This window comes from Methylobacterium soli (genome assembly GCF_008806385.1).
GTDB classification, from domain to species: Bacteria; Pseudomonadota; Alphaproteobacteria; order Rhizobiales; family Beijerinckiaceae; genus Methylobacterium; species Methylobacterium soli.
Window position 1 is genome coordinate 135,645 of sequence record NZ_VZZK01000010.1, and the last position, 22,029, is coordinate 157,673.

Annotated in this window: 20 protein-coding genes; 10 read left to right on the top strand and 10 right to left on the bottom strand. The window is 71.1% G+C overall.

The features are described 5' to 3' along the window. Positions 1-85: 85 nt before the first annotated feature. Entirely contained in the window at positions 86-406 is a 321-nt protein-coding gene (locus tag F6X53_RS12230; protein ID WP_238296756.1) for a hypothetical protein, read from the top strand. A 148-nt stretch (positions 407-554) separates the two neighbouring features. Beyond that, positions 555-731, top strand: a complete 177-nt coding sequence (locus F6X53_RS32355; protein WP_191970810.1) for a hypothetical protein — start codon at positions 555-557, stop codon at positions 729-731. A gap of 14 nt (positions 732-745) precedes the next feature. Here F6X53_RS32355 and F6X53_RS12235 read toward each other — a convergent pair whose 3' ends face one another. Further along, a complete protein-coding gene (locus tag F6X53_RS12235; protein ID WP_151000350.1) occupies positions 746-1,570 on the bottom strand; it encodes an ABC transporter permease in 825 nt (274 codons plus the stop codon). A gap of 49 nt (positions 1,571-1,619) precedes the next feature. Next, on the bottom strand, positions 1,620-2,612 hold the full coding sequence (locus tag F6X53_RS12240; protein ID WP_151000297.1) for an aliphatic sulfonate ABC transporter substrate-binding protein: 993 nt from the start codon (positions 2,610-2,612) through the stop codon (positions 1,620-1,622). A gap of 179 nt (positions 2,613-2,791) precedes the next feature. On the opposite strand from F6X53_RS12240, the gene F6X53_RS12245 reads away from it, so the two are divergent. Together F6X53_RS12245 and grpE are read left to right on the top strand one after the other, a co-directional pair. Continuing rightward, complete coding sequence (locus F6X53_RS12245; RefSeq protein WP_151000298.1) at positions 2,792-5,584, top strand: [protein-PII] uridylyltransferase; 2,793 nt, start codon at positions 2,792-2,794, stop codon at positions 5,582-5,584. 158 nt (positions 5,585-5,742) lie between these two features. Beyond that, positions 5,743-6,363, top strand: coding sequence for a nucleotide exchange factor GrpE (grpE, locus tag F6X53_RS12250; RefSeq protein ID WP_151000299.1), 621 nt, complete (start codon positions 5,743-5,745; stop codon positions 6,361-6,363). Positions 6,364-6,417: 54 nt separating this feature from the next. Here grpE and F6X53_RS12255 read toward each other — a convergent pair whose 3' ends face one another. The 7 genes from F6X53_RS12255 to F6X53_RS12285 all read right to left on the bottom strand — a co-directional run bounded on the left by F6X53_RS12255 (position 6,418) and on the right by F6X53_RS12285 (position 15,152). Next, positions 6,418-6,786 (bottom strand): phospholipase A2 family protein, encoded by a 369-nt coding sequence (locus tag F6X53_RS12255; RefSeq protein ID WP_373875920.1) that lies wholly within the window; start codon positions 6,784-6,786, stop codon positions 6,418-6,420. Between the two features lie 229 nt (positions 6,787-7,015). Further along, positions 7,016-8,341, bottom strand: coding sequence for an ATP-binding response regulator (locus F6X53_RS12260; RefSeq protein WP_151000300.1), 1,326 nt, complete (start codon positions 8,339-8,341; stop codon positions 7,016-7,018). 11 nt (positions 8,342-8,352) lie between these two features. Further along, positions 8,353-9,525 carry an FIST N-terminal domain-containing protein gene (locus F6X53_RS12265; protein ID WP_191970814.1) on the bottom strand — a complete coding sequence of 391 codons (1,173 nt, stop codon included), beginning with the start codon at positions 9,523-9,525 and terminating at the stop codon, positions 8,353-8,355. A 179-nt stretch (positions 9,526-9,704) separates the two neighbouring features. Next, positions 9,705-10,670, bottom strand: coding sequence for an FAD:protein FMN transferase (locus F6X53_RS12270; protein WP_151000302.1), 966 nt, complete (start codon positions 10,668-10,670; stop codon positions 9,705-9,707). A gap of 17 nt (positions 10,671-10,687) precedes the next feature. Next, on the bottom strand, positions 10,688-12,802 hold the full coding sequence (locus F6X53_RS12275; RefSeq protein WP_238296755.1) for a 4Fe-4S binding protein: 2,115 nt from the start codon (positions 12,800-12,802) through the stop codon (positions 10,688-10,690). Further along, entirely contained in the window at positions 12,799-13,803 is a 1,005-nt protein-coding gene (locus F6X53_RS12280) for a YVTN family beta-propeller repeat protein (RefSeq protein WP_151000303.1), read from the bottom strand. Before F6X53_RS12280 ends, F6X53_RS12275 begins: the two co-directional genes overlap by 4 nt. Before the next feature lie 32 nt (positions 13,804-13,835). After that, on the bottom strand, positions 13,836-15,152 hold the full coding sequence (locus tag F6X53_RS12285; protein WP_151000304.1) for an ABC transporter substrate-binding protein: 1,317 nt from the start codon (positions 15,150-15,152) through the stop codon (positions 13,836-13,838). 204 nt (positions 15,153-15,356) lie between these two features. On the opposite strand from F6X53_RS12285, the gene pedF reads away from it, so the two are divergent. The 6 genes from pedF (at position 15,357) to F6X53_RS12315 (ending at position 21,107) form a co-directional block, all read left to right on the top strand. After that, entirely contained in the window at positions 15,357-15,785 is a 429-nt protein-coding gene (gene pedF / locus F6X53_RS12290; protein ID WP_373875919.1) for a cytochrome c-550 PedF, read from the top strand. A gap of 27 nt (positions 15,786-15,812) precedes the next feature. Continuing rightward, positions 15,813-16,691 (top strand): substrate-binding periplasmic protein, encoded by an 879-nt coding sequence (locus F6X53_RS12295; protein WP_151000305.1) that lies wholly within the window; start codon positions 15,813-15,815, stop codon positions 16,689-16,691. 306 nt (positions 16,692-16,997) lie between these two features. Continuing rightward, positions 16,998-18,767, top strand: a complete 1,770-nt coding sequence (locus tag F6X53_RS12300; protein WP_151000306.1) for a PQQ-dependent methanol/ethanol family dehydrogenase — start codon at positions 16,998-17,000, stop codon at positions 18,765-18,767. Positions 18,768-19,084: 317 nt separating this feature from the next. Beyond that, on the top strand, positions 19,085-19,738 hold the full coding sequence (locus F6X53_RS12305; RefSeq protein WP_151000307.1) for a response regulator: 654 nt from the start codon (positions 19,085-19,087) through the stop codon (positions 19,736-19,738). A gap of 276 nt (positions 19,739-20,014) precedes the next feature. Beyond that, positions 20,015-20,683, top strand: a complete 669-nt coding sequence (locus F6X53_RS12310; protein WP_151000308.1) for a transglutaminase-like cysteine peptidase — start codon at positions 20,015-20,017, stop codon at positions 20,681-20,683. A gap of 94 nt (positions 20,684-20,777) precedes the next feature. Continuing rightward, complete coding sequence (locus tag F6X53_RS12315) at positions 20,778-21,107, top strand: hypothetical protein (RefSeq protein ID WP_151000309.1); 330 nt, start codon at positions 20,778-20,780, stop codon at positions 21,105-21,107. A 199-nt stretch (positions 21,108-21,306) separates the two neighbouring features. Here F6X53_RS12315 and F6X53_RS12320 read toward each other — a convergent pair whose 3' ends face one another. Then, the gene (locus F6X53_RS12320; protein ID WP_151000310.1) at positions 21,307-21,852 is read right to left on the bottom strand and encodes a Ros/MucR family transcriptional regulator; all 546 of its coding nucleotides are present in this window, start codon (positions 21,850-21,852) and stop codon (positions 21,307-21,309) included. Between the last annotated feature and the right edge of the window lie 177 nt (positions 21,853-22,029).

Below are 22,029 nucleotides of genomic sequence, written 5' to 3' on the forward strand. Positions count from 1 at the left end.
CCGCACGGCGCTCCGCATCCGGCGAAGGCGTGTCACGGGAATGGCATAGGGGTTCGGCGCCGCCCGATGCTACAGGCTTGGGCGGATGTCGACCGGAGAGATGGCGGCCGTGACCCTTCTGGTGAGATCGATCCGGGGCCTCGGCGGCCTCGCCGCGCTGGGGCTCGCCCTGTCCGCGATCCCGTTTCCGACGCGCGCCGCCGATCTCGGCGGCCCGGTGCCGGGGCGCTTCGCGGCCGTCTGCGAGGATCTCGGCCGGCTCTGCTTCGCGCAAGGCTGCGGGCGGGACCAGATCGACGCCGCGCTGGGCTGCCAGGCCCTCTGCCCGAGCGCCGTCGTGCTGCGCGTCGAGCCCGCCTCCTGCCTGATTCCGCACCCCCGCGCGGTCCTGCACGGGCGCCGCTGAGGCGATCAGCCGGCCTGCGACATTGCTGTGAAACGAAAACGTCCGCAACGCATTAACACCCTTGCATGGCGGCCCGAGGGCCGCCCCTCGGGTGACCCGCAATGGGCGGCAACGAGGCAAGCAAGCCGCGGGGGAAGGATTCGGGGCCATGTTTCGGAGCGATCTCGACCCACTCCGTTCGGGGCCGGCCTCGGACCCGGTCCTGTACGGGATCGCCGCCGGGCTCGCGGAGCTGTTCCCGCCGGTGGAGGGCGCGCGCCGCTCCCGGCGTGAGGCCGAGGCGAAGCCCGAGGCCGACCAGGAGGCCGACGAGCGGGAGGCCTGAGGAGGCATCACCGCCTAGAGGGTCTCCCGGGCCGTATCCTGCCAGCGCGCGAGGGGCCGGGTCAGGGCCACCAGGAGCGCGTCGGCGAGCTTGCCCAGGACCGCGAAGGCGATGATGGCGGCCAGGATCTGGTCCGGCTTGCTGAATTGCTGGCCGTCGACGAGCAGGTAGCCGAGCCCCTCGGACGCGCCCATCAATTCCGCCGCCACCACGAACAGGAAGCCGAGGCCGAGGCCCGTGCGCAGGGCCACCAGGGTCGCGGGCAGCACGGCCGGCAGCAGGATGCGCCGCGCGAGCGCCGTCCGCGACAGGCGGAAGATGCGCCCCACCTCGACGAGCTTGCGGTCGACCGACGCGATGGCGCCCGCCACCCCGACATAGACGGGGAAGAACACCCCGACGGCGATCAGCGTCACCTTCGGGGTTTCCAGGATGCCGAGCCAGAGGATGAACAGGGGAACCCAGGCGAGGGACGGCACCGCCCGCAGCGCCTGCAGGCTCGGATCGAGGAGGTCGCGCGCCAGGGGGAGGGTGCCGGTGAGCGCCCCGACGAGGATGCCGGCGAGCGCCCCGAAGGCGAAGCCGAGCCCGACCCGCAGGAGCGTCGCCCCCACATGCGTCGCGAGTTCGCCCGAGGCCGCGAGGCCGTAGAGCGTGGCGCCGATCCGGCTCGGCGGCGGCAGCAGGCGCCCCGGCGCGACGCCGTAGCGCACCGCCGCTTCCCAGCCGATGGCGAGCAGCAGCGGCAGAACCAGCCCGAGGGCGAGGCGCCAGCCCCGGCCGAGGCCGGCCGCGCGGCGGGACGCCTTTGGGGATGCCTCCGCGGCCGGAGCGGCCATCGCCGCCTCCGTGAGGGTCCGTGCGCTCATGCGGCCGGCCGCCACCGCGTCAGCGCGCGGGCGCCGGGTTGAATTGCGGGTCGATCAGCCCGTCGACGGCGGCCTGCACGTTGGTGTCGGCCGGGATCACCCCGGCCTGCTGCAGGGCGATGCCCGCCGCCCGGATCGCCTCGGCCTGGGTCGGGCCGATGGCGGGCTGGCTGAGATCCGTGCGCTCGATCTGGCGGGCGATCACGGGATCGGGCAGCTTCGTGGCCGCCACCAAAGCGGCCTTCAGCGCCTCCGGATTCTTGAGCGCGTAGGCGCGGGCCTCCTCGTAGGCGGCGATCACCGCCCGGACGAGGTCGGGATTCGCCTTGGCGAAATCCTCGCGCACGTCGAGGACGCCCCAGGTGTTGGCCGCCGGATCGCGGAAGAACAGCACGTCGTCGTTTTCGATCTCGGCCGCGGCCATCATCGGGTCGAGGCCCGCCCAGGCATCGACGTCGCCCCGGTCGAGGGCCGTGCGGCCGTCCGCGTGCTGCAGCAGGACGAGCTTGGCGTCCTTCTCGGTGAGCCCGGCCCCCTGGAGCGCGCGGATCAGGAAGATGTGCGGATCGGTGCCGCGCGTCACCGCGATGCGCTTGCCCTTCAGGTCGGCGACCTTGGCGATGCCGGTCTCCTTGCGGGTGACGAGGGCGGTCCATTCCGGCCGCGAATAGGCGTAGACGGCCTTGATCGGGTTGCCGTTGATGCGCGCGAGCAGCGCGGCGGCCCCCGCCGAGGAGCCGAAATCGATGGCGCCGCCATTCAGGAATTCGAGCGCCTTGTTGGAGCCGAGGGACTGGGTCCAGCGCACCTTGATGCCCTGCGGCTTCAGCGCCTCCTCGAGGTAGCCCTTCTCCTTCAGGACGAGGCTGACGGGGTTGTAGGTCGCCCAGTCGAGGCGGACCTCCTTGACGTCCGCCGCGCGAGCCGGGGCTCCGGCGAGCGCCAGCACGCCGCAGGCGATGGCTCCGAGGGCGGTCCTCGCCAAGGTCCGGCGATCGAGGCGCAGCGTCATGAAATCCCTCCGTCAGCCGTCGCCCCGGAGGGGCGCGCGCGTATCAGCTAGGCAGACGCGTTCTTTAAGTCAAACAATTTTTCCGCGGAAGAGAACGCTTCGGACGGGCTATGGCCGGTCACGGGCGTGTGTCGCCCCGGCCCGCTGGCAGCGTGGGCGTAACATGCTACGGGGGAAGCATGTTTGACGCCGTAGCAGCCTTCGACAAGGTTCTGGACAATCTCGACCGGGAAGCCCGCGAGCCGACGAAGCTCCGTGCCGTGCTGGTGCCGGAACTGCGCAAGGTTCTGGAGCGCGGCCACAAGGAGGCCGAGAAGCGCCTGCTGAAGGACCGCGACGGCATCGCCTGCGCGCGCGCGATCAGCAACCTCACGGATGCGCTCGTCAAGGCGATCCACGACGCGGTGGTCTGGCGCCTCTACCCGAACGACAATCCCTCCACGGGCGAGCAGCTCGCCGTCGTGGCGACGGGCGGCTACGGCCGGGGCACGATGGCGCCGGGCTCCGACATCGATCTCCTGTTCCTGCTGCCCTACAAGCAGACCGCCTGGTCGGAGAGCGTCGTCGAGGCGATGCTTTACGTGTTGTGGGACCTCAAGGTGAAGGTCGGGCACGCCACCCGCTCGGTGGAGGAGTGCCTGCGCGAGGCGCGCGCGGACATGACGATCCGCACCGCGCTGCTGGAAGCCCGCTTCGTCTTCGGCACCCGAATCCTGTTCGAGGAGCTGGTGACGCGCTTCGACATGGAGCTCGTGATCGGGACGGCCCACGAATTCGTCGAGGCGAAGCTGCGCGAGCGCGATGCGCGCGTCGCCAAGGCCGGGGCCTCGCGCTACCTCGTCGAGCCCAACGTCAAGGACGGCAAGGGCGGGCTTCGCGACCTCAACACCCTGTTCTGGATCGCGAAATACACCTACCGGGTGCGCGATCAGATGGAGCTCGTGGCGGCGGGGCTGTTCACCGCGGAGGAGTACCGCCTGTTCGAGCGCTGCGACGAGTTCCTGTGGCGGGTGCGCTGCCACATGCACTTCGTCACGGGGCGGGCCGAGGAGCGCCTGTCCTTCGGTCTGCAGCCCCGGATCGCGGAGCGCATCGGCTACGGGGCGCGGGGCGGCCTGTCCGGCGTCGAGCGCTTCATGAAGGCCTATTTCCTGATCGCCAAGGATGTGGGCGACCTCACCGCCATCGTCTGCTCGGAGCTCGAGGCGCGCCACGCCAAGCGCACCCCCGTGCTCGACCGCTGGATCGGCCGCTTCCGCGACCGCTTCCGCGCCACCGCCATCGAGGCGGAGGATTTCTGGCTCGACCACGGCCGGGTGAACCTGCGGGCCGAGGACGCCTTCGAGCGCGACCCCGTCAACCTGATCCGGCTGTTCTGGCTCGCCGACCGGCACAATCTCGCGATCCACCCGGACGCCAAGCGCCTCGCCAACCGGAGCCTGCGGCTGATCGGGCACTCGCTGCGCTCCGATGCCGAGGCGAACCGCCTCTTTCTCGAGATCCTGACCTCGAAGAACTCGCCCGAGACGATCCTGCGGCAGATGAACGAGGCCGGCGTGCTCGGCCGCTTCATCCCGGATTTCGGCCGCATCGTCGCGATGATGCAGTTCAACATGTACCACCACTTCACGGTGGACGAGCACCTGCTGCGCGCGCTCGGCGTGCTGGCGGCGATCGATTCCGGCCGCGTCGACGAGGAGTTTCCGCTCGTCTCGCGCCTCGTCGGCACGATCCACAACCGCACGGCGCTCTACGTCGCGATCCTCCTGCACGACATCGCCAAGGGGCGCCCGGAGGACCACTCGATCGCGGGCGCGGCGATCGCCGAGCGGCTCGGACCGCGCTTCGGCCTCAGCCAATCCGAGATCGAGACGGTGGCCTGGCTCGTGGAGCACCACCTCCTGATGTCGATGACGGCGCAGAGCCGCGACCTCTCGGACCCGAAGACCATCGAGAAGTTCGCGGATGTCGTGCAGACGCTGGAGCGGCTGCGCCTCCTCACCATCCTGACGGTGGCCGACATCACGGCGGTGGGGCCGGGCGTCTGGACCGCCTGGAAGGGCACGCTGATCCGCACGCTCTACGACGAAACCGAGGTGGTGCTCTCGGGCGGTCATTCTGAGATCGCCCGCACCGACCGGGTGCGCCTGATCCAGATGGCGCTGCGCGAGCAGCTCACCGACTGGGCCTCGGCGGATTTCGATGCCTACGCGTCCCGCCACAACCAGGCCTACTGGCTCAAGGTCGAGGCGGTGCGCCAGTTCAAGAATGCGAACTTCATCAAGCGCCTGATCGCGGATGGCCGCACCGTCGGCACCGAGGTCGAGACCGACCCGGTGCGGGGCGTCACCGAGCTGACGGTCTATTCCCCCGACCACCCGCGGCTGCTCGCCATCGTGACGGGCGCCTGCGCGGCGGCCGGCGGCAATATCGTGGACGCGCAGATCTACACCACGACGGACGGCTTCGCCCTCGATTCCATCTTCGTCTCGCGCGCCTTCGACCGCGACGAGGACGAGATGCGCCGCGCCCGGCGCATCACGGCGGCGATCGAGAAGGCGCTCAAGGGCGAGATCAAGATCGCCGAGCTCGTCGCCGACAAGCACCCCCCGACGAGCACGCGCGCCAAGACCTTCCCGGTCCCGCCCGACGTCTTCATCGACAACGCCCTGTCGAGCCGCGAGACCGTGATCGAGATCACCGGCCTCGATCGGCCGGGCCTCCTCTACGAGCTGACGACGGCGCTGAGCCGCCTCTCCCTCAACATCACCTCGGCCCATGTGGCGACCTTCGGCGAGCGGGCGGTGGACGTCTTCTACGTCACCGACCTCACGGGCACGCGCGTGACCCAGCCCGACCGGCAGGCCACGATCCGCAGCACGGTGATGGAGGTGTTCGCGGGCGACGTCGCCGCCCTGAAGGCGGAGGGCCTCGAAGCCCTCGTGATCGCGCCCCCCCCGCGGGAGGCGTGACCCGCCCGTGCCTTCGGGCCGGTCCGGCCAATTCGCCGGCGGCTACGCCCGGCAGCCGCCGTGCGGACCGGTTCCGGCGCGCGGCGCGGGTTGATTTCACGGCTCCGCCGTCTGATATCAGCGCCGACCCCCGAACCATTCCGGACGACAGAATCGCGATGATGGGCAACGACATGGAGCATGACGACCGGCGCGAGGAGCAGCGGGAGGACCGCGGCGGCGTGAACGGCGCCGCGCAGAACGGCGCCGCATCCGAGCCGCCGCCGGGCGCCGAGGCCCTGGCCGCGCTCACGGCCGAGCGGGACGAGCTCAAGGACCGGGTCCTGCGCACGCTCGCCGAGATGGAGAACCTGCGTCGCCGCACGGAGCGCGAGGTGGCCGATGCCCGCACCTACGCGGTGACGAACTTCGCCCGCGACATGCTCAACGTGGCCGACAACGTGCGCCGCGCCGTGGAGAGCGTGCCGGCCGAGACCCGCTCGGGCGCGGACGGCGCCTTCAAGGGTCTCCTGGACGGCATCGAGCTGACCGAGCGCGACCTGACCAAGACGCTGGAGCGCCACGGGGTGAAGCTGATCGAGCCGCAGGGCCAGCGCTTCGACCCGAACCGGCATCAGGCCATGTTCGAGGTGCCGAATGCCGAGGTGCCGACCGGCACCGTGGTGCAGGTGGTGCAGTCCGGCTACGTCATCGGCGACCGGGTCCTGCGCCCCGCCCTCGTGGGCGTCGCCAAGGGCGGGCCGAAGCCGGCTGCCGCCAACCCGTCCGACCCGGGCTGATCCGGCGCTCGTCCCGAGGGCCGCGTCGCGCGCCGTCCTCGGGGCCGCCCCGCCTCAGTCGAGGCAGGGCAGCAGCAGGGCCCCATCCGAGATGAACTTCGCCTTGTCGCGGATCGCCCGCGGCGCCGCGAGGTTCTGAGCCACGCGGCCCGCTTCCGCGTGCAGGCGGTCGTGGCAGGCACAATGCGGAAGATCGCCGGGGGGCGGGGTGCAGGCATCGTGATGCATGCAGGCGGCATCGAGGGCATCCACCGGCGGGTATCCCGGGCCGCGATTGCCCGGACCGCAGAAATTGCCGTGGATCAGCAGGGCGCCGCGCGCGGCATCGATCCGGATCGGTTCCTGCGCCGCGGCCGGCGCGACGACCGCGATGGCCGCGGCGAGGGTGGCCGCCCGCAGGCGGCCCAGAGGGTTTGCAGTCAAGTCAGGTCCTTCCGGGATCGTTGAGACGCCCCTTCGCCCGCCAAGATGGGTCGCCGCCGCGACGCGGCAACCGATCCGCCCTGCATCGCACCCAAAGCCTGGCCGTCGCCCTCAGAACCGGTCCTTCAGGCCCGCCCGCGCCACCGGGAAGCCGGAATCGATCCGGCCGAGGTGGGGGGCCGGGCGGCGCCCCCGGGGGCTTCGGCGGGCGCCGCCGAGGTCCCGCGCCTCAGGTCAGCATGTAGGTCAGGAGGGAGCGGAGCTGCGCCGGCTTGACCGGCTTGTGCATCAGCTCCGCCCCGATCCCGGCGACGCGCCGCTCGATCTCGGGGGCGTAATCGGCCGTGGTGACGATCACCGGCAGGGGTGCCTTCGTCAGGTTGCGCAGGTAGGCGGCGACGTCGAGGCCGCAGGCTCCGTCGTCGAGGTGGTAATCGAGGATGAGGAGGTCCGGGGCGACGCTGCCCCCGGCCATCCCCGCCGCCACCTCCGCGAGGTCGCGATAGGCGCTGACCTGCGCGTCCCAGTTCTGCAGGAGGCGCTTCAGGGCGTCGGCGGTCGCCTGGTCGTTCTCGACGAGGAGGATGCGGGCTCCGGTCAGCCGCGTCGCCACCGGCACCGCGCGGGCCGGCGGCTCGGCCTCGGCCGACCCCAGCGCCAGCCCGAGGGAGACCCGGGTGCCGTGGCCGGTGCGGGAGGCCAGAATCAGGGGGTGGTCGAGGGCCTGCGCCAGGCGCCGCACGATCGAGAGGCCGAGCCCGAGGCCGGGCTCCTCCGGCATCCCTCGCCCGGCGCCGCCCCGGTAGAATTCCTCGAAGACGAGATCGCGCTCGCCCGCCCCGATGCCGCGGCCGGAATCCACCACCTCGATCCGGCAGCCATCCCCTTGCCGCCGCGCGGCGAGGAGCACGCCGCCGCTCTCGGTGTAGCGGATCGCGTTCGAGACGAGGTTCTGCAGGATGCGCTGCAGGAGGGCGGCGTCGCTCATCACCACGAGGTCCGGCCCGCGCACCCGCAGGCGCAGGCCCTTGCGCGCGGCGAAGGGCTTGAAGCTGCCCGCGATCGTCGCGAAAAGCTCGTGCAGCCGGAAGGGCTTCACCTCCGGCCGGACGATGCCGGCATCGAGCTTCGAGATGTCCAGGAGGGTCTTGATCAGGTCCTCGATGGTCTGAAGCCCGCGCTCCACCTGGTTCGCGATGATGGCGGCCTCCGGCCCCAAGGGCAGGTCGGCCAGCGCCGAGACCGAGAGGCGGGCGGCGTTGAGGGGCTGGAGCAGGTCATGGCTCGCGGCCGCGAGGAAGCGGGTCTTCGAGCGGTTGGCGGTCTCGGCCTCCTCCTTGGCGGCCGCGAGCGCCGCGTTCGAGCGCTCCAGCCGGTGCATCAGCCCCGTCAGCTCCTCGGTGCGGGTGCGGACGCGGCCTTCGAGGGTGATGGCGGTCTGGAACAGCGCGTAGGCGCCGCCCTGCTGGTCCATATTGCGCTCGACATGGGCCATCAGGGCGGCGTTGATGCGCTCGAGCTTCTCGATGCGCCGCTCGAGGGGGGATGCGAGCATGCCGGCGCCGGTCAGGAGGCGGCCTGCACGGCGATGGGGGCCGGTTGCCGGCCGATCGCGATGCCCGTGAAGGTCTGGTTGAGATGCATCGCCCGGTATTGCTCGCCATAGGTCTCGAAGCCGACGACGTTGAAGCGCCGATAGAGCTCGGCGATCCCGTGGCGGACCTGCCGGCTCTCCGCATCGAGCCGGCGCAGCACGCATTCGAAGCCGATCACGAGGTCGATCCCCCCGAGCGCCTCGTCGAGGCGCGAGAGCTCGGCGCGCGTCGCCGCGACGATGTCGCAGGGCTGGGCCAGGGTCAGCACCACGCCCTCGTCGACGGCGCAGAAGAAGCTGAGCGAGCCGTCCGGGTTCATCCGCCGGATCGAGCGGCAGAAATACTCGCCGCCGATCTTCACCGCGAGCGGGTAGGCGGCAAAGCTCATCGGCGAGAGGCCCTCGGGGTCGAGCCCAACCGCCATGGCGTATTCGTGGGCGGCGGGCTCGGCGTTCAGCTCGTGGACGATGCGCCCCTCGTTGTCGGAGGCCGTGACCACGAACTTGGTCTGGGTCGGCTCGAAATTGTCGCTCTTGAAGATCTGGACCGGGAAATCCGTCTCGACGAGGAGCAGCACCGCGGCGTCGCGGTGGATCGCGCCGCCATGCAGCAGCACCGTGTCCCGGAAGGTGAGATCGTCGCCGGCCGAGCCGCCCACGAGGGGAATTCCGTCCAGGGCCCAGGCGATGGCCGAGACCACCGTCTCCTCCGCGTCCGTGAGGCCGTCGATCAGCGAGAGGGCGAAGCGCCGCTCCCGCAGATGGTCCGGCCCGTGCGGCTCCAGGGTGCGCCGGAGCGCGCGGACGGCGGAGGCCGTGCGCTCGACGTCGAGATGCCCGATGGCGTCGAGCACCGTCGAGACGATGCGGAAGCCCTTGGCCGGGAAGGCGATGACGACGAGCCCCCGGTCGAGGCCGCCCGCGGGCGAGAACCCGCCCGACATGGTGCAGCCGGCGGTCGCCGCGTCGGGGAAATGCGCGCCGAGCGCCCGATTGAGGGCGGCAGGCTCGTAATCGGGGGAGAAGAACACGACGAGCTGCGCGATCTCGGCCCCGCCGATCGCGTCCGCGATCTCGGCGACGGCCCGCGCGGCGTCCGTCGCCTCGGTCCATGCCGTCCTGATCCCGCACAGATGCGCGCGCATCTGCGTGCCCTGATCCACGTTCCGCTCCCGTCCAGCGCCGGGCTTCTGCGCCCGTTCTCTTATGAACGGGATTATGTCGGGCGAAGCGGTTGCGCGCAACTCGACGCCGCGCGAGCGGGATCGGCGTCCCGATCGTGCCCCCGGCGGCCGGACCGCGCCCGGCGGCGCAGCGGTAATGATCAGGGCTTCGCGGTGAACCGCGCCGCGCAGCCCGGAAACCCCGCGACGAGGCGCTGCCCGGCCTCCGCCCCGAGCACCATCGCGGCCGTCGAGAGGCCGTCGGCGAGGAGGCCGGTCGGGGCCGTCACCGTGACGGCGGACAGGCCGGCCGGCGAGCGGCCGGTGGCGGGATCGAAGATGTGGTGGTCGGCATGGTCCGGCGAGAAGCTCGTGGCATAGTCGCCGGAGGTCGCGGCAAAGCCCGAGAACGGGGCGAGCACCGCGGCGATCCGGTGCGGCTCGCGCGGGTCGGCGAGGCCGAGGCGCCAGGGCGTGCCGTCGGGATGCTGCCCGCGGGCGCCGAACTCGCCGGTGTCGACGAAGGCATCCGCGATGCTGTGCTGATCGAGGACGGCCATCACCCGGTCGGCCGCAAAGCCCTGCACGAGGCCGTTCAGGGTCAGGCCCATGCCGGGTTCGAGGCGGATCGCGGCATCCTCCACCCGGACGCGGCGCCAGTCGACGCGCCGGACGGTCTCGCGCAGATCCGGGTTTGCCGGGCGCTCGCCCCGGGCCGCCGCCGCGGCCCAGAGGGTCCAGAGGGGCTGCACCGTCGGGTCGAAGGCGCCCCCGCTCGCCGCCGCGAGGTCGAGGGCGAAGCGCAGCTGCGTCAGGAGGAGCGGGTCGGGCGCCAGCAGGATCCCGTCGCGGTTGAGGCGTGCCAGCGCGCTGTCGGGCCGGAACAGGCTCGCGGCGGCCTCGACGGCGCGGATCGCCCGGAAGGCCTCGTCGAGGGCGGTGTCGAGCCGGGCCGCGTCCTGCCCGGCGGCGGTCAGCGCCACGGTGGTGCCGAGGGCGAGGCCCGCGCGCCGGCGCGTGGCGAGCCCCTGCGCGGCGGCGAGGCTCCGGAAGGCCGGGAGGCCCCCGGCGAGCGCCGCCGCCGCGAGGGTGCCGGCCGCGCCGAGGAGAAGCTTGCGCCGCCGCATCCGAGGAAGCTGCCCCCTCATTCCGCCGCCACCGCTTGCGGCACCAGCACCCGGCCGCGCTTGCGCGCGACGACCTGCGGCACGCACTGGCCTGGATCGTGGATGATCGTGACGCAATCCATGCACTGGAAGCACTCGGCGTAATCGACCGCCCCCGAGGGCGCGATGGCGCCGTAGCGGCAGCGCACCTTGCAGAGCTGGCAGGGCGAGCCGCACTCGGCCCGGCGCGGGATCCAGTCGAGCATGCGCAGGCGCCCGGCGAGCGCGAGGCCCGCGCCGAGCGGGCAGAGATAGCGGCAGAAGCCCTTGTAGACGAAGAGGTTGAGGATGATCAGGCCGATCCCGTAGACCACGAAGGGGGTGGCGCGCAGGAAGTAGAGGGTGATGGCCGTCTTGAAGGGCTCGGCCTCCGCGAGGCTGTCGGCGAGCGGGGAGGCGAGGGCGGCGGCGCCGAGGATCGCGGCCAACAGGGCGTATTTCACGAGGCGCAGCGCGCGGTCGATCCGCGGCGGCACCGCGATCTGGCGGAGGCGGAGCGGCCGGGCGAGCCAGGCGGCGAGTTCCTGCAGGGCGCCGAACGGGCAGAGCCAGCCGCAGAAGGTGCCGCGGCCCCAGAGGACGAGGCTCACCAGCACGAAGCCCCAGAGCAGGAGCGAGGGCGGGTCGTAGAGGAGGAAGCTGAGGTCGTGCGTCGCCGCCGCGGCGCGCACGAGGCCGACGAGCGTCACGATCGAGAGCTGCGCCTGCGCGTACCAGCCGATGAACAGGAGCGTGAAGGCCAGGAAGGCGAGCCGGAAGGCCCCGAAGCGGGGCTGGTCGGCGACGAGCCCGCGCTGGCGCACCAGCACCGGCACGAGCAGGCCGAGGGAGGCAGCGATCAGCCCGAGTTCGACGCTCCGCGCCCGCCAGGATTCGGTCCAGCTCGGGCCCGCATCCGGGCTCTCGCGGGTGAACAGAGCCGCCGGCAGGGCGTAGCGCGTCGCGAAATCCCGGGCGACGCGCTCGACCAGGATCTGGCCCCGCTCGCGCACGATCTTCTCGCTGAGGCTCCAGAGGGCAGCCGGATCGAAGCCCGCCTGGCTGCCGATCCGCAGGATGGTCCAGGGCCCCGCCGGCAGGCCGTCCATGCCCGCGCCCCGGCGCTCGATCGCCATGTCGCGGGCGTTGATCGTCAGGCCCTCCTGCTGGATCGAGAGGCGATCCGGGACCGAGCCGAGCACGAAGTCGTCCCCGAGCGGGTTGAGGGGGCCGGCGCTCACGACCATGACGGCGTGGTCGCCCGGGCCGAGCTCGCGCATCAGGGCGGCGTGGCGCGCCTCGCCCAGGAGATTGCGCCCGATCGCGGGGGCGTTGAGATAGGCGATGACGAGGTCGGTGAGGGCCGCCTCCGGGGGGCTTTCCGACTGACCCTCGACGGCGCTGCCCTTGAACGCGGCCTCCGCCTCCCCGTTCGTCACCGTGAAGCGCGCGACGTAGCCGCGCGCGAGGAGCTGCGAGAAGCGCAAGGGCTCGAACAGGTCCGCCCTGGCCTCGACCTTGAGGCCGACCTGGGCGGGGGCCCCGAAGCCGAGCTTCCGGCGGGCCACCGCCAGGGAGGCGGCGAGGATCGTCTCGTTGATCACCCGCGTCGAGGCGGTCGCCATCGAGACCCCGTCCACCACCGCCTGCGGCGCGGCGCCGTTCGCCCGCGCGTTCGGTCGCCCGACCCGGATGGCGCGGCGGGCCGAGAGGCCGACATATTGCTCCACGAAGGCGAAGAGCGGCGCCTCGCCGAGGCCTTCGAGGAAGACGGGCTCGTGCTGCGCGATCACCCGCACGTCCCGGAAGCTCCCGTCGGGCGCGAGGGCGATCAGGAGATCGGGCGGCGTGCCGCCGAAGCCCGGGATCGGCGCGAGGTCGATCGATTCGAAGGCGTAGGCGAAGACCTCGTAGGCGCCGGCCTCCTGCTTCAGGATCGGCCAGACCGGTGCCGCCTCGTCCTTCTGGCCGACGACGAGGGGCGCGGGGAAGTATCGCTCCATGCCGGCCCGGTCGAGGGTGCCGGCGGCGGCGGGGAGGACCCAGAGGAGGACGAGGACGGCCAGGAGGCCCGCCACGCCGCCGGCGAAGGCCCCCGACGAGTCCGGCCTCACGGGGCGGCGCCGGCGGATCGGTGGCCCGCGCTCGGCCGCACGGCGGCGCCCCAGGGGAAGCGCCCGACCTTGATGCTCTTGATCGCCTTCAGGGCCGCGACGTCGATGACGGTGACGTCGCCCGAGGCGCCGTTCGTGGTCAGGAGCCGGCTCTCGTCCGACGTGAAGGCGAGGTGCCAGACCCGGCGCCCGACCAGGATGTAGTTCAGGACCTTGTAGGTCCGGGCATCGATCACCGCGACGCGGTCGGAGGGGCCGAGCGCCACGAAGGCGAAGCGCCCATCCCGGGTCAGGGTGATGCCCACCGGCTGGATCCGGTCGCCCGCGATGCCCTTGATCTCGAACGCGATGGTCTGCGCGACCGTGCGGGTGGCGACGTCGATCACCGCCACCGTGCCGCCGATCTCGGAGGAGACCCAGAGCTTGCTGCCGTCCCGGCTGAACTCGGCGTGGCGCGGGCGCTGGCCGACCGGGGTGGCGTCCACCGCCTTGAGGGAGGGCACGTCGATCCAGTGGACCATGTTGGTGGTCTCGGAGGTGGTCACCGCCGTCTTGCCGTCCGGGCTCACCGCCATGCCCTCCGGCTCGATCCCGACATCGATCTGGGCCAGCACCGTGCGGGTCTCGGCATCGACCACGGTGGTGGTGGCGTTCTCCTCGTTGGCGATGAAGAGCGTGCGGTTATCCGGCGCCAGCGCGAATTGCTCCGGGTCCTCCCCCGAGGGCAGGTTGTGCAGGAGCCGGCCGGTCTCCGGATCGATCACCTGCACGGCGTCGGAATCGCTCGCGCAGACGAAGAGCTGGCGCCCGTCGCGCGAGAACACGATGCCGCGCGGGCGCCGCCCCACCGGGAAGGTGCGGACCACCTCGAAGCTGCCGGTGTCGATCACCGAGACGGTGTTGTCGCGCTCGTTCGAGACGAAGATCTCCTCCGCCGGGGCGGGGCCTGCGGCGAGGACGAGCCCGATGATCAGGAGCAGGGCGAAGGGGAGCGGTCGCATCGGGGGCCTGCCGCGTCCTGTCCGTGAAGGGGTCATCCTGCGCCGCCTCCCGCGAAGGCCCGGCAGGCGCTCTCCGGCGCGTCGAGGCCGAGGGTGTCGAGATCGGTGCGGTGGTGCAGGAAGCCCTCCAGCGGCGCGCTCGCCACCACGGCGCCGGGCCAGAGCAGGAAGACGGGCTGGCGCAGCTGCCCGTTCCAGGGCCGGAAGCTCAAGGGGCGGCCCTTGAAGCCGCCGACCTCGAAGCGCGGCGAGAGCATCAGGGCCCGGATCGCATCCGGGTCGCGCGTCCTCAGCTGCACCGCCGCCTCCCCGATCGCGTGAACGGCGAGCCAGCCGGCATAATCGATCGGGCGCATGGCCCGGCCCGCGAGCTTGCGGAAGCGGCCCTGCAACTGCACCGCCGCCCAGGCCTCGACCGGGCGGCCCCAGGCGGCGGGGCTCAGCCCCTGCGTCCCGACCACGGGCCGGGGCGAGGCGGTGTTGTGGACGAGGTTCGTCCCGAAGCTGTTGGCCTCGTCGGCCACCGCCACCACGTCGTGCTCGGGCCCGCGCGTGACGAGGGCGAATTCCCGGAGCGCCGAATCGCGGATATCGGCCCCGTGCACGTCGAAGCGCGACTCGGCGACGACCCGCGCGCCGAACTTCTTCGCGCTGCGCCGCAAGGCCTCGGCGTAGAGCGCATCGGCCGGCTCCGGGCCCGAGACGAGGAGGAGCCGGGTCCAGCGCTTGAACACCAGGAACTCGACGAGGGCGTCGGCGAGCATCGCCCGCGAGGGCAGGACGTGCAGGAGCCGCGCCCGGCAATCGCCGTCGCGCAGGCGGGTATCGGGCGCGCCGATATTGAGGAGGAGGGTGTCGCGGGCCTCGGGCAGGTCGGCCAGCGCCAGCACGTCCTCGACCGGCGCGTTGACGACGAGGAAGCGCGGGTTGCCGAGCGCCCGGAAGGCCGCCGCCACATCCGCGCCGGGCTCCACCCGCTTGGTCGCGAGGCTGAAGCCCAGGGAGACGAAGCGGCCGGTGGCGTTCGAATCCTTGAGCCCGAGCTCGGCCCCCCGGGCGCCCTCGTCGTCGGGGATCGGATCCTCGTTGTTGAGGGGCGTCGGCCGCTCGATGCGGCGCTCGAGATAATGGATGGCGAGGTGCGGGGTAGGATCGGCCCGCGCCTCCCCGCCCGGAAGCGCCAGGCTCAGGAGGGCCAGGCCCAGGAGAGCCAGGCTCAGGAGAGCCGGGCCGAAGCGGGTTGCCGCGCGCGAGGCAGTGTGCGTCGAAAAATGGCGCGTCGAAAAATGCCGCGTCGAGGCCACGTGCCGCTCGGCCGGGCCGTGTCCACGCTGTCTCGCAGCCCGCATCGCGGCCGTTCTCACTTCCGCCCCGTCCTTCGTCGTTGCGGCGACGATAGGGGGGAGCGGGGGGCGCCGATATTGGACGAAGGTGCACCTTCGCGTGTCCGGGCGAAGAGCCGGATTCGGCGCGGCGCTGGGCAGTATACCAAAGCACAATGGGTTTGAGCGGGCCCGCTTGCTACCGTCCTCGCAAGAACAGGAGGAAACGGTATGTCGAAGGTCCCCATGCTGGCGGGGGGCGCGCTCGTCGCGCTCGGCCTCGTGCTGTCGGCGCCGGCCGTTCGCGCCCACGGCGACGTCCAGCCCCAGCCCGTCGACACCACCGGCCTCGACGCCCTCGGCGACGATTGGCGCGGCGAGAACCCCTACCGGGGCAACCCCAAGGCCATCGCGATCGGCGATTCCGGCTACAACCAGAACTGCGCCCGCTGCCACGGCCTGCAGCTGATCTCGGGCGGGCTCGCGCCGGACCTGCGCTACCTCGACAAGGGTCAGGAGGGCGATACCTGGTTCCAGGAGCGCGTGCGCCACGGCGCCATCATCAACGGCGTCACCAAGATGCCGGCCTTCGAGGGCACGCTCTCGCAGGAGGCCCTCTGGGCGATCCGCAGCTACATCGAATCCAAGCACGAGGATTGAGGTCTTCGGGGCGGATGGGCTGACGCGATGCACGCGAAACCACATATCGGCGCCCCAGGCGCCCTCCGGCGCCTCGCGCTCGCGGCCTGCGGCCTGCTGCTCGCCGCGCCGGCGCTGGCCCGGCCCCTCGACGCGGTCGTCGCCTCCGGCAGCGTCCGGGTGGCGCTCTACGGCGACAACGCGCCCTTCTCGAGCGAGGAGGCGGGCCGCCCGCGCGGGATCGACGTCGATCTCGCCAAGGCCATCGCCGAGAAGCTCGGGGTGAGCCTCGACCTGCGCATCGTCGATGCGGGCGAGAACGTGGATGGGGATTTCCGCCTCAACCTCTGGAAGGGCGACCTCGCGGGGTCCAGCCTCGCGGACCTGATGCTGAACGTGCCCCACGACCGGGACCTCGCGCTCCGCAACGAGCAAATCTTCCTGACCAATCCGTATTTCGATCAGCACCTCGCCTTCGCCTACCGCAAGGGCAAGCTGGAGGGCGTCGACACCCTCGCGGATCTCGAGGGCCAGCCGGTTGCCCTGGAGGGCGCCAGCGCCTCCGACCTGATGCTGCTCACCGCCGAGGGCGGCCGCTACCGCCAGGGCCTCAGGCATTTCCGCGCCTTCGACGAGGCGGCCAAGGCCTATCTGGCCGGCGAGGCCACGATCCTCGCCGGCACCCGCGCCCATATCGAGGCGGCGCTCAAGGCGGCCGGCGCCTCCCCGGAGGAGAACCCCGTCGTGGAGATCGCGGTGCCGGGCCTGGTCAAGACCCGGTGGGAGATCGGGGGCGCCGTGCGCACCGATTCCCGCGACCTCGCCTACGCGGTCGGCGACGCCATCGCGGCGCTGATCGCCGAGGGCCGGCTGGCGGCGATCTGCGCGGCCTACGGCGTCGGCTTCACGCCCCCGAAGGGCTACTGAGCCGGCACAGGACGCGCAAGGGCCCCCGGTCTGAGGCGGGGCCCGGCCATCCGCGAAGGTTCGTCGATCCGCCGCGATCGACTGATAAAACGCGCCCGATGCGGCTGCATCCCCGCCGGATCAACTCGCTCGACCTCGGTCGCGGGCACGGATTTCTATGAAAAAGCGAAGAACTTCGACCAAAGGCCAATAAGACATCGCCTCGCTTGGCCATAAGTTCTTCCTAAGGGGCTCCTTCGAATCGGGGGAAACAGGCCCCGACGGCGCCGAAACATCGGGCTGCGCGACCAAGTCGGAGGACATGCCATGAGATTGAGACACCGGTTCCTGACGGCTGTGGGAGCGATGGCGCTCCTCGCCGGCGCGGCCGCGACGCCCGCCTTCGCGGAGGGCGTGAGCGAGCAGGACATCCTCAACGACGCCAAGACCACCAACGACGTTGTCACCTACGGCCTCGGGCCGCAGGCCCAGCGCTACAGCCCCCTGAAGACGCTCAACCGCGACACCATCAAGGGCCTGGTGCCGGCCTACTCGTTCTCCTTCGGCGGCGAGAAGCAGCGCGGCCAGGAGAGCCAGGCGCTCGTGAAGGATGGCGTCCTCTACGTCACGGGCTCGTATTCGCGCCTCTACGCGATCAATTCCCGCACCGGCGAGAAGCTCTGGGAATACAACGCGCGCCTGCCCGAGGGCATCCTGCCCTGCTGCGACGTCGTGAACCGCGGCGCCGCGCTCTACAAGGACAAGGTGATCTTCGGCACCCTCGACGCCAAGCTCGTCGCCCTCGACCAGAAGACCGGCAAGGTCGTGTGGAAGAAGGACATCGACGACTTCAAGGCCGGCTACAGCTACACGGCCGCGCCGATCATCGTGAAGGGCAAGGTCATCACCGGCGTGTCGGGCGGCGAGTTCGGCGTCGTCGGCCGGGTCGAGGCGCGCGACGCCGACACGGGCGAGCTGGTCTGGCAGCGCCCGGTCATCGAGGGCCACGTGGGCACCCTCAACGGCAAGCCCTCGACCATGACCGGCAAGGTCAACGAGACCTGGCCCGGCGACATGTGGAAGTTCGGCGGCGGCGCCACCTGGCTCGGCGGCACCTACGACCCGGACACCAACCTGATCTATTTCGGCACCGGCAATCCGGGCCCGTGGAACTCGGCCCTGCGCCCGGGCGACAACAAGTGGTCGGCCTCGCGCATCGCCCTCAACCCCGAGAACGGCGAGATCGTCTGGGGCTTCCAGACCACGCCGCATGACGGCTGGGACTTCGACGGCGTCAACGAGTTCGTGCCCTTCGAGCTCAACAAGGGCGGCAAGACCATCAAGGCCGGTGCCACCGCCGACCGCAACGGCTTCTTCTACGTCCTCGACCGCACCAACGGGAAGTTCGTCTCGGGCACGCCCTTCGTCAGCAAGATCAACTGGGCCAAGGGCATCGACGACAACGGCCGGCCGATCTACGACGACGCCTTCCGGCCCGGTGATCCGTCGAAATCGGAGGACGGCAAGAAGGGCAAGACCGTGTTCGCGGTGCCGGGCTTCCTCGGCGCCAAGAACTGGATGCCGATGGCCTACAGCCCCGACACCAAGCTGTTCTACGTGCCCTCGAACGAGTGGGGCATGGATATCTGGAACGAGCCGGTGAACTACAAGAAGGGCGCCGCCTATCTCGGGGCCGGCTTCACCATCAAGCCGGTCTTCGAGGACCATATCGGCTCGCTCAAGGCCATCGACCCGGCCACCGGCAAGGTCGCCTGGGAGTACAAGAACAAGGCTCCGCTCTGGGCCGGCGTCCTCACCACCGGCGGCAACCTTGTCTTCACGGGCACGCCCGAGGGCTTCCTCAAGGCCTTCGACGCCAAGACCGGCGAGGAGGTCTGGAAGTTCCAGGTCGGCACCGGCGTCGTCGCCTCGCCGATCACCTGGGAGCAGGACGGCGAGCAATGGGTCGGCGTCGCGGCCGGCTGGGGCGGCGCGGTTCCGCTCTGGGGCGGCGAGGTCGCCAAGACCACCGCCGGCATCAACCAGGGCGGCAGCTTCTGGGCCTTCAAGCTGCCGAAGACCGTGGCCTCGCGCTGAGGCAATTCTTCCGCCATAGCGATCCGCCGCCGGGGCAGCCCTCCGGCGGCGGATATGCTAAGGTCGCGGAACGCGGTCGGTATCTCAACGCCCGCTCGCGTTCCGCGACCGCTGGCCCCGCCAGATTTCGCCTCGCGGGATGGTCCCCGGCCGGATTTTCGCACGGACCGGGCCCGCCCCGATCCGTGCCGACAGGAGCCCGTGTTGTGTTGGACCGAAGCTGCGCCCGGCAAGGCTCCGCCCGACAGGAATCCGCCCCGGTGGGCGTCGGGGCTTCGGGCGCGGAGGCCGCCCGCGGCGCGGTCCTGGGAGCGGCCATGCAGCTCTTGATCGTCGACGACCACCCGCTGTTCCGCGACGCGCTCGCCAGCACCATCCGTCTCACCTACCCGGACGCGACCCTGCACGAGGCCGACGGCATCGAGGGCGCCTGCCGGGTCCTGGCCGCCCATCGCGGCATCGACCTCACCCTCCTGGATCTCTCGATGCAGGGGGTCAGCGGCTTCGACGGCCTCGTCACCATCCGCACGCGCTTTCCCCGCGTGCCGATCCTGATCGTCTCGGGTCACGAGGATCCGCGCATCATGCGCGAGGCCCTGCATCACGGCGCGGCGGGCTTCGTGCCCAAGGCCGTCGACAAGGCCACCCTGACGCGCGCCATCGCGGTGGTTCTCAGCGGCGCCCTCGCGATCCCGCCCGAGCTGTCGCAGCCGGGCCCGGCAGCCTCCAAGAAATCGGCGCTCGCCGAACGGGTCGCGCGGCTGACGCCGCAGCAATTGCGGGTCTTGATGATGATCCGCCAGGGCAAGCTCAACAAGCAGATCGCCCACGAATTGCAGGTCGGCGACTCGACCGTGAAGGCCCATGTCTCGGAGATCCTGCGCAAGCTCGAGGTCATCAGCCGTACGCAGATCGTCATCGAGACCGCGCTCCTCGATTTCGACCAGATCCACAACACGCATGCGGGCTGAGGCCCGCCGCGCGGCCGCCCTCCGTCCGTCCCGCGTCTGAACCCCGCCCCCGCTCGGCCATCCGCCGGCCCGGATGATGTTTCCGGCGCGTCGACGGCTGCGCTCCCCCGGCCCTGGCCTTCGCGGGCCAGCGGTGACGGGGAGGCCCGGTCATCGACCTCGGGACAACCTTGGCAGTTGCGCACAGCGTTAACCCAATCTGAATCACCCCGATTGCGGTGGGAGCCCGGCCGTGAGAGCTTCGTTAACGAAAGCTTAACGGGTTGGGCCACGGCGATGCGGTTCGCGATTTCCACAGGTCGGGATGCGGTTTCGGGCCTGGGCCCGCACCTGCGCAAGGTTGTCGCCGGGCTCGCCCTCGCGGCCGGCCTCATGGCCGCCCCCGCCGGGGCCCAGACCTTCGCGGCGCTGCCGAGCATGCCGAGCGCCGCCACCGCCTCCGGCGAGGCCAAGCCGATCTCGGCCTGGGTCACCTTCTGCCAGGCCTACGCGGCCGAGTGCGCGATCGGCCGCAACGAGCCGACCAGCATCACCCTGACGCCCGCCCTCTGGAACACCATCGTGGCGGTGAACAAGCGGGTGAACAAGGCCGTGCAGGCCATGACCGACATGGACCACCTCCATGTTCCGGACCGCTGGGACCTCGCCGAGGACGGCATCGGCGATTGCGAGGATTTCCAGCTCCTGAAGCGCCATCTCCTGGCCGAGGCCGGCCTGCCGCGCCGCGCCATGCGGATGACCGTGGTGATCGACGAGAAGGGCGAGGGCCACGCCGTGCTCACCCTGATCACCGACCGGGGCGACCTGATCCTCGACAACAAGACCAACACGATCCTGCCCTGGCGGCGCACCGGCTACACCTTCATCAAGCGCGAGAGCCAGGACAGCGTGGCCTGGGTCGCCCTCGGCCGCAGCCTCTCGCCGGTGACGACGGCCAATCGCTGAGCCGTCCCATTCCGGCACGAGGCCGGGCGCGCGTCATTCAGGGAATATTAGGCCTGTGGGCGGGAGGATGCGGCTCTTCCGGAGCCGCCCGCGCATGACGATCCGTCCTCTGGCCCTGGCCGGCCTCGTCCTGGCCGGCACGCTGCCCGGCCTTGTCCCCCTGCCCGCCGCCGCCGGGGTCGCGGAGCTGCACGGGACGTGGCGCGGCTGCCTGCATCGCAGCTTCGGCCTCCAGGCCTCCCTTTCTGGCCGCATGATCGCCGCCGACGCGGCCCTGCGCCAGTGCCGCGAGGCCGAGGAAGCCTATCTGGCCGCCCTGTCGACCTCGCCTCTCCTCGACGCCGAGGATGTCGGGCGGGTGCGTCCGGCCCTGCTGATGCGGGCCAAGGACTGGCTTCTCGGCCGTCGGACCTCGCCGATCTAGAGCGCTCCCCGCCGGATGGGATCCCGGTTCGGCCCAAGAGCGCGCGTCACCTCGAAGGCTCAGGGCCGTTTCCGATGGCTAGGCGATCGGGAATGGCCCGCGGCGGCCACCGGGGACAGCACCGGGGACACTGGGTCACGCGAATCTGATCGGCCGCCTGGCCCGCGCCGGGCCGTGCCGGCGGCCGAACGGGCCGGGATCAGGCGGCCGCTGCGGTCTTGCGGTTTCCGCGTCCCTTGCCGGCCGTGCCGCCGCTGGTTCCGCTCCGGCGCCGGCCGCTCGTCTCCTTCGCTTCGGGGGCGACCTCCGGCTCCTCCGCCTCGGCGGCGCTGCGGCCGGGCTGGCCGAGGCCGAGGCTCTTGGCGAGGGCCGAGCGCTGGGCCGAGTAGTTCGCGGAGGTCGTCGGATAATCGTTCGGCAGGCCGAAGCGCTCGCGGTAGCTGTGCGGATCGAGGCCGTGCTTCGTCAGGTGGCGCTTGAGGGTCTTGTAGGACTTGCCGTCGATGAAGCTGACCAGTCCATCCGGCCGGATCGACTTGCGGACCTGGGCGGGCGACGGCTTCTCGACCGCGTCGACCTCGGGGCGCGCCGTGCCGGCAGCAAGTCCGTGGAGCGCTTCGTGGACACTGGTGATCAGGGCCGGCAGATCGGCCGTCGGAATCGAGTTGTTCGCAACATAAGCCGAGACGACATCGACCGTGCGCTCGATATGCGTGTCATGCTGTGTTTGTTCATTATCCGACATTTTCCATCATCCTCTGCCTGACTTCCCCTCCGGCGAGAAGTTATGACACTGTCGAAGGAATGCAAGCACGGAACCGACAACAGCTTGATGCAAGGCAGGATTGATCGCTGAAATGCTCGCTTTCCAGCCTGCTGGGCGGTCTTAAATTCCTCAAAAGTATCAGCAAAGCTTGGAAGA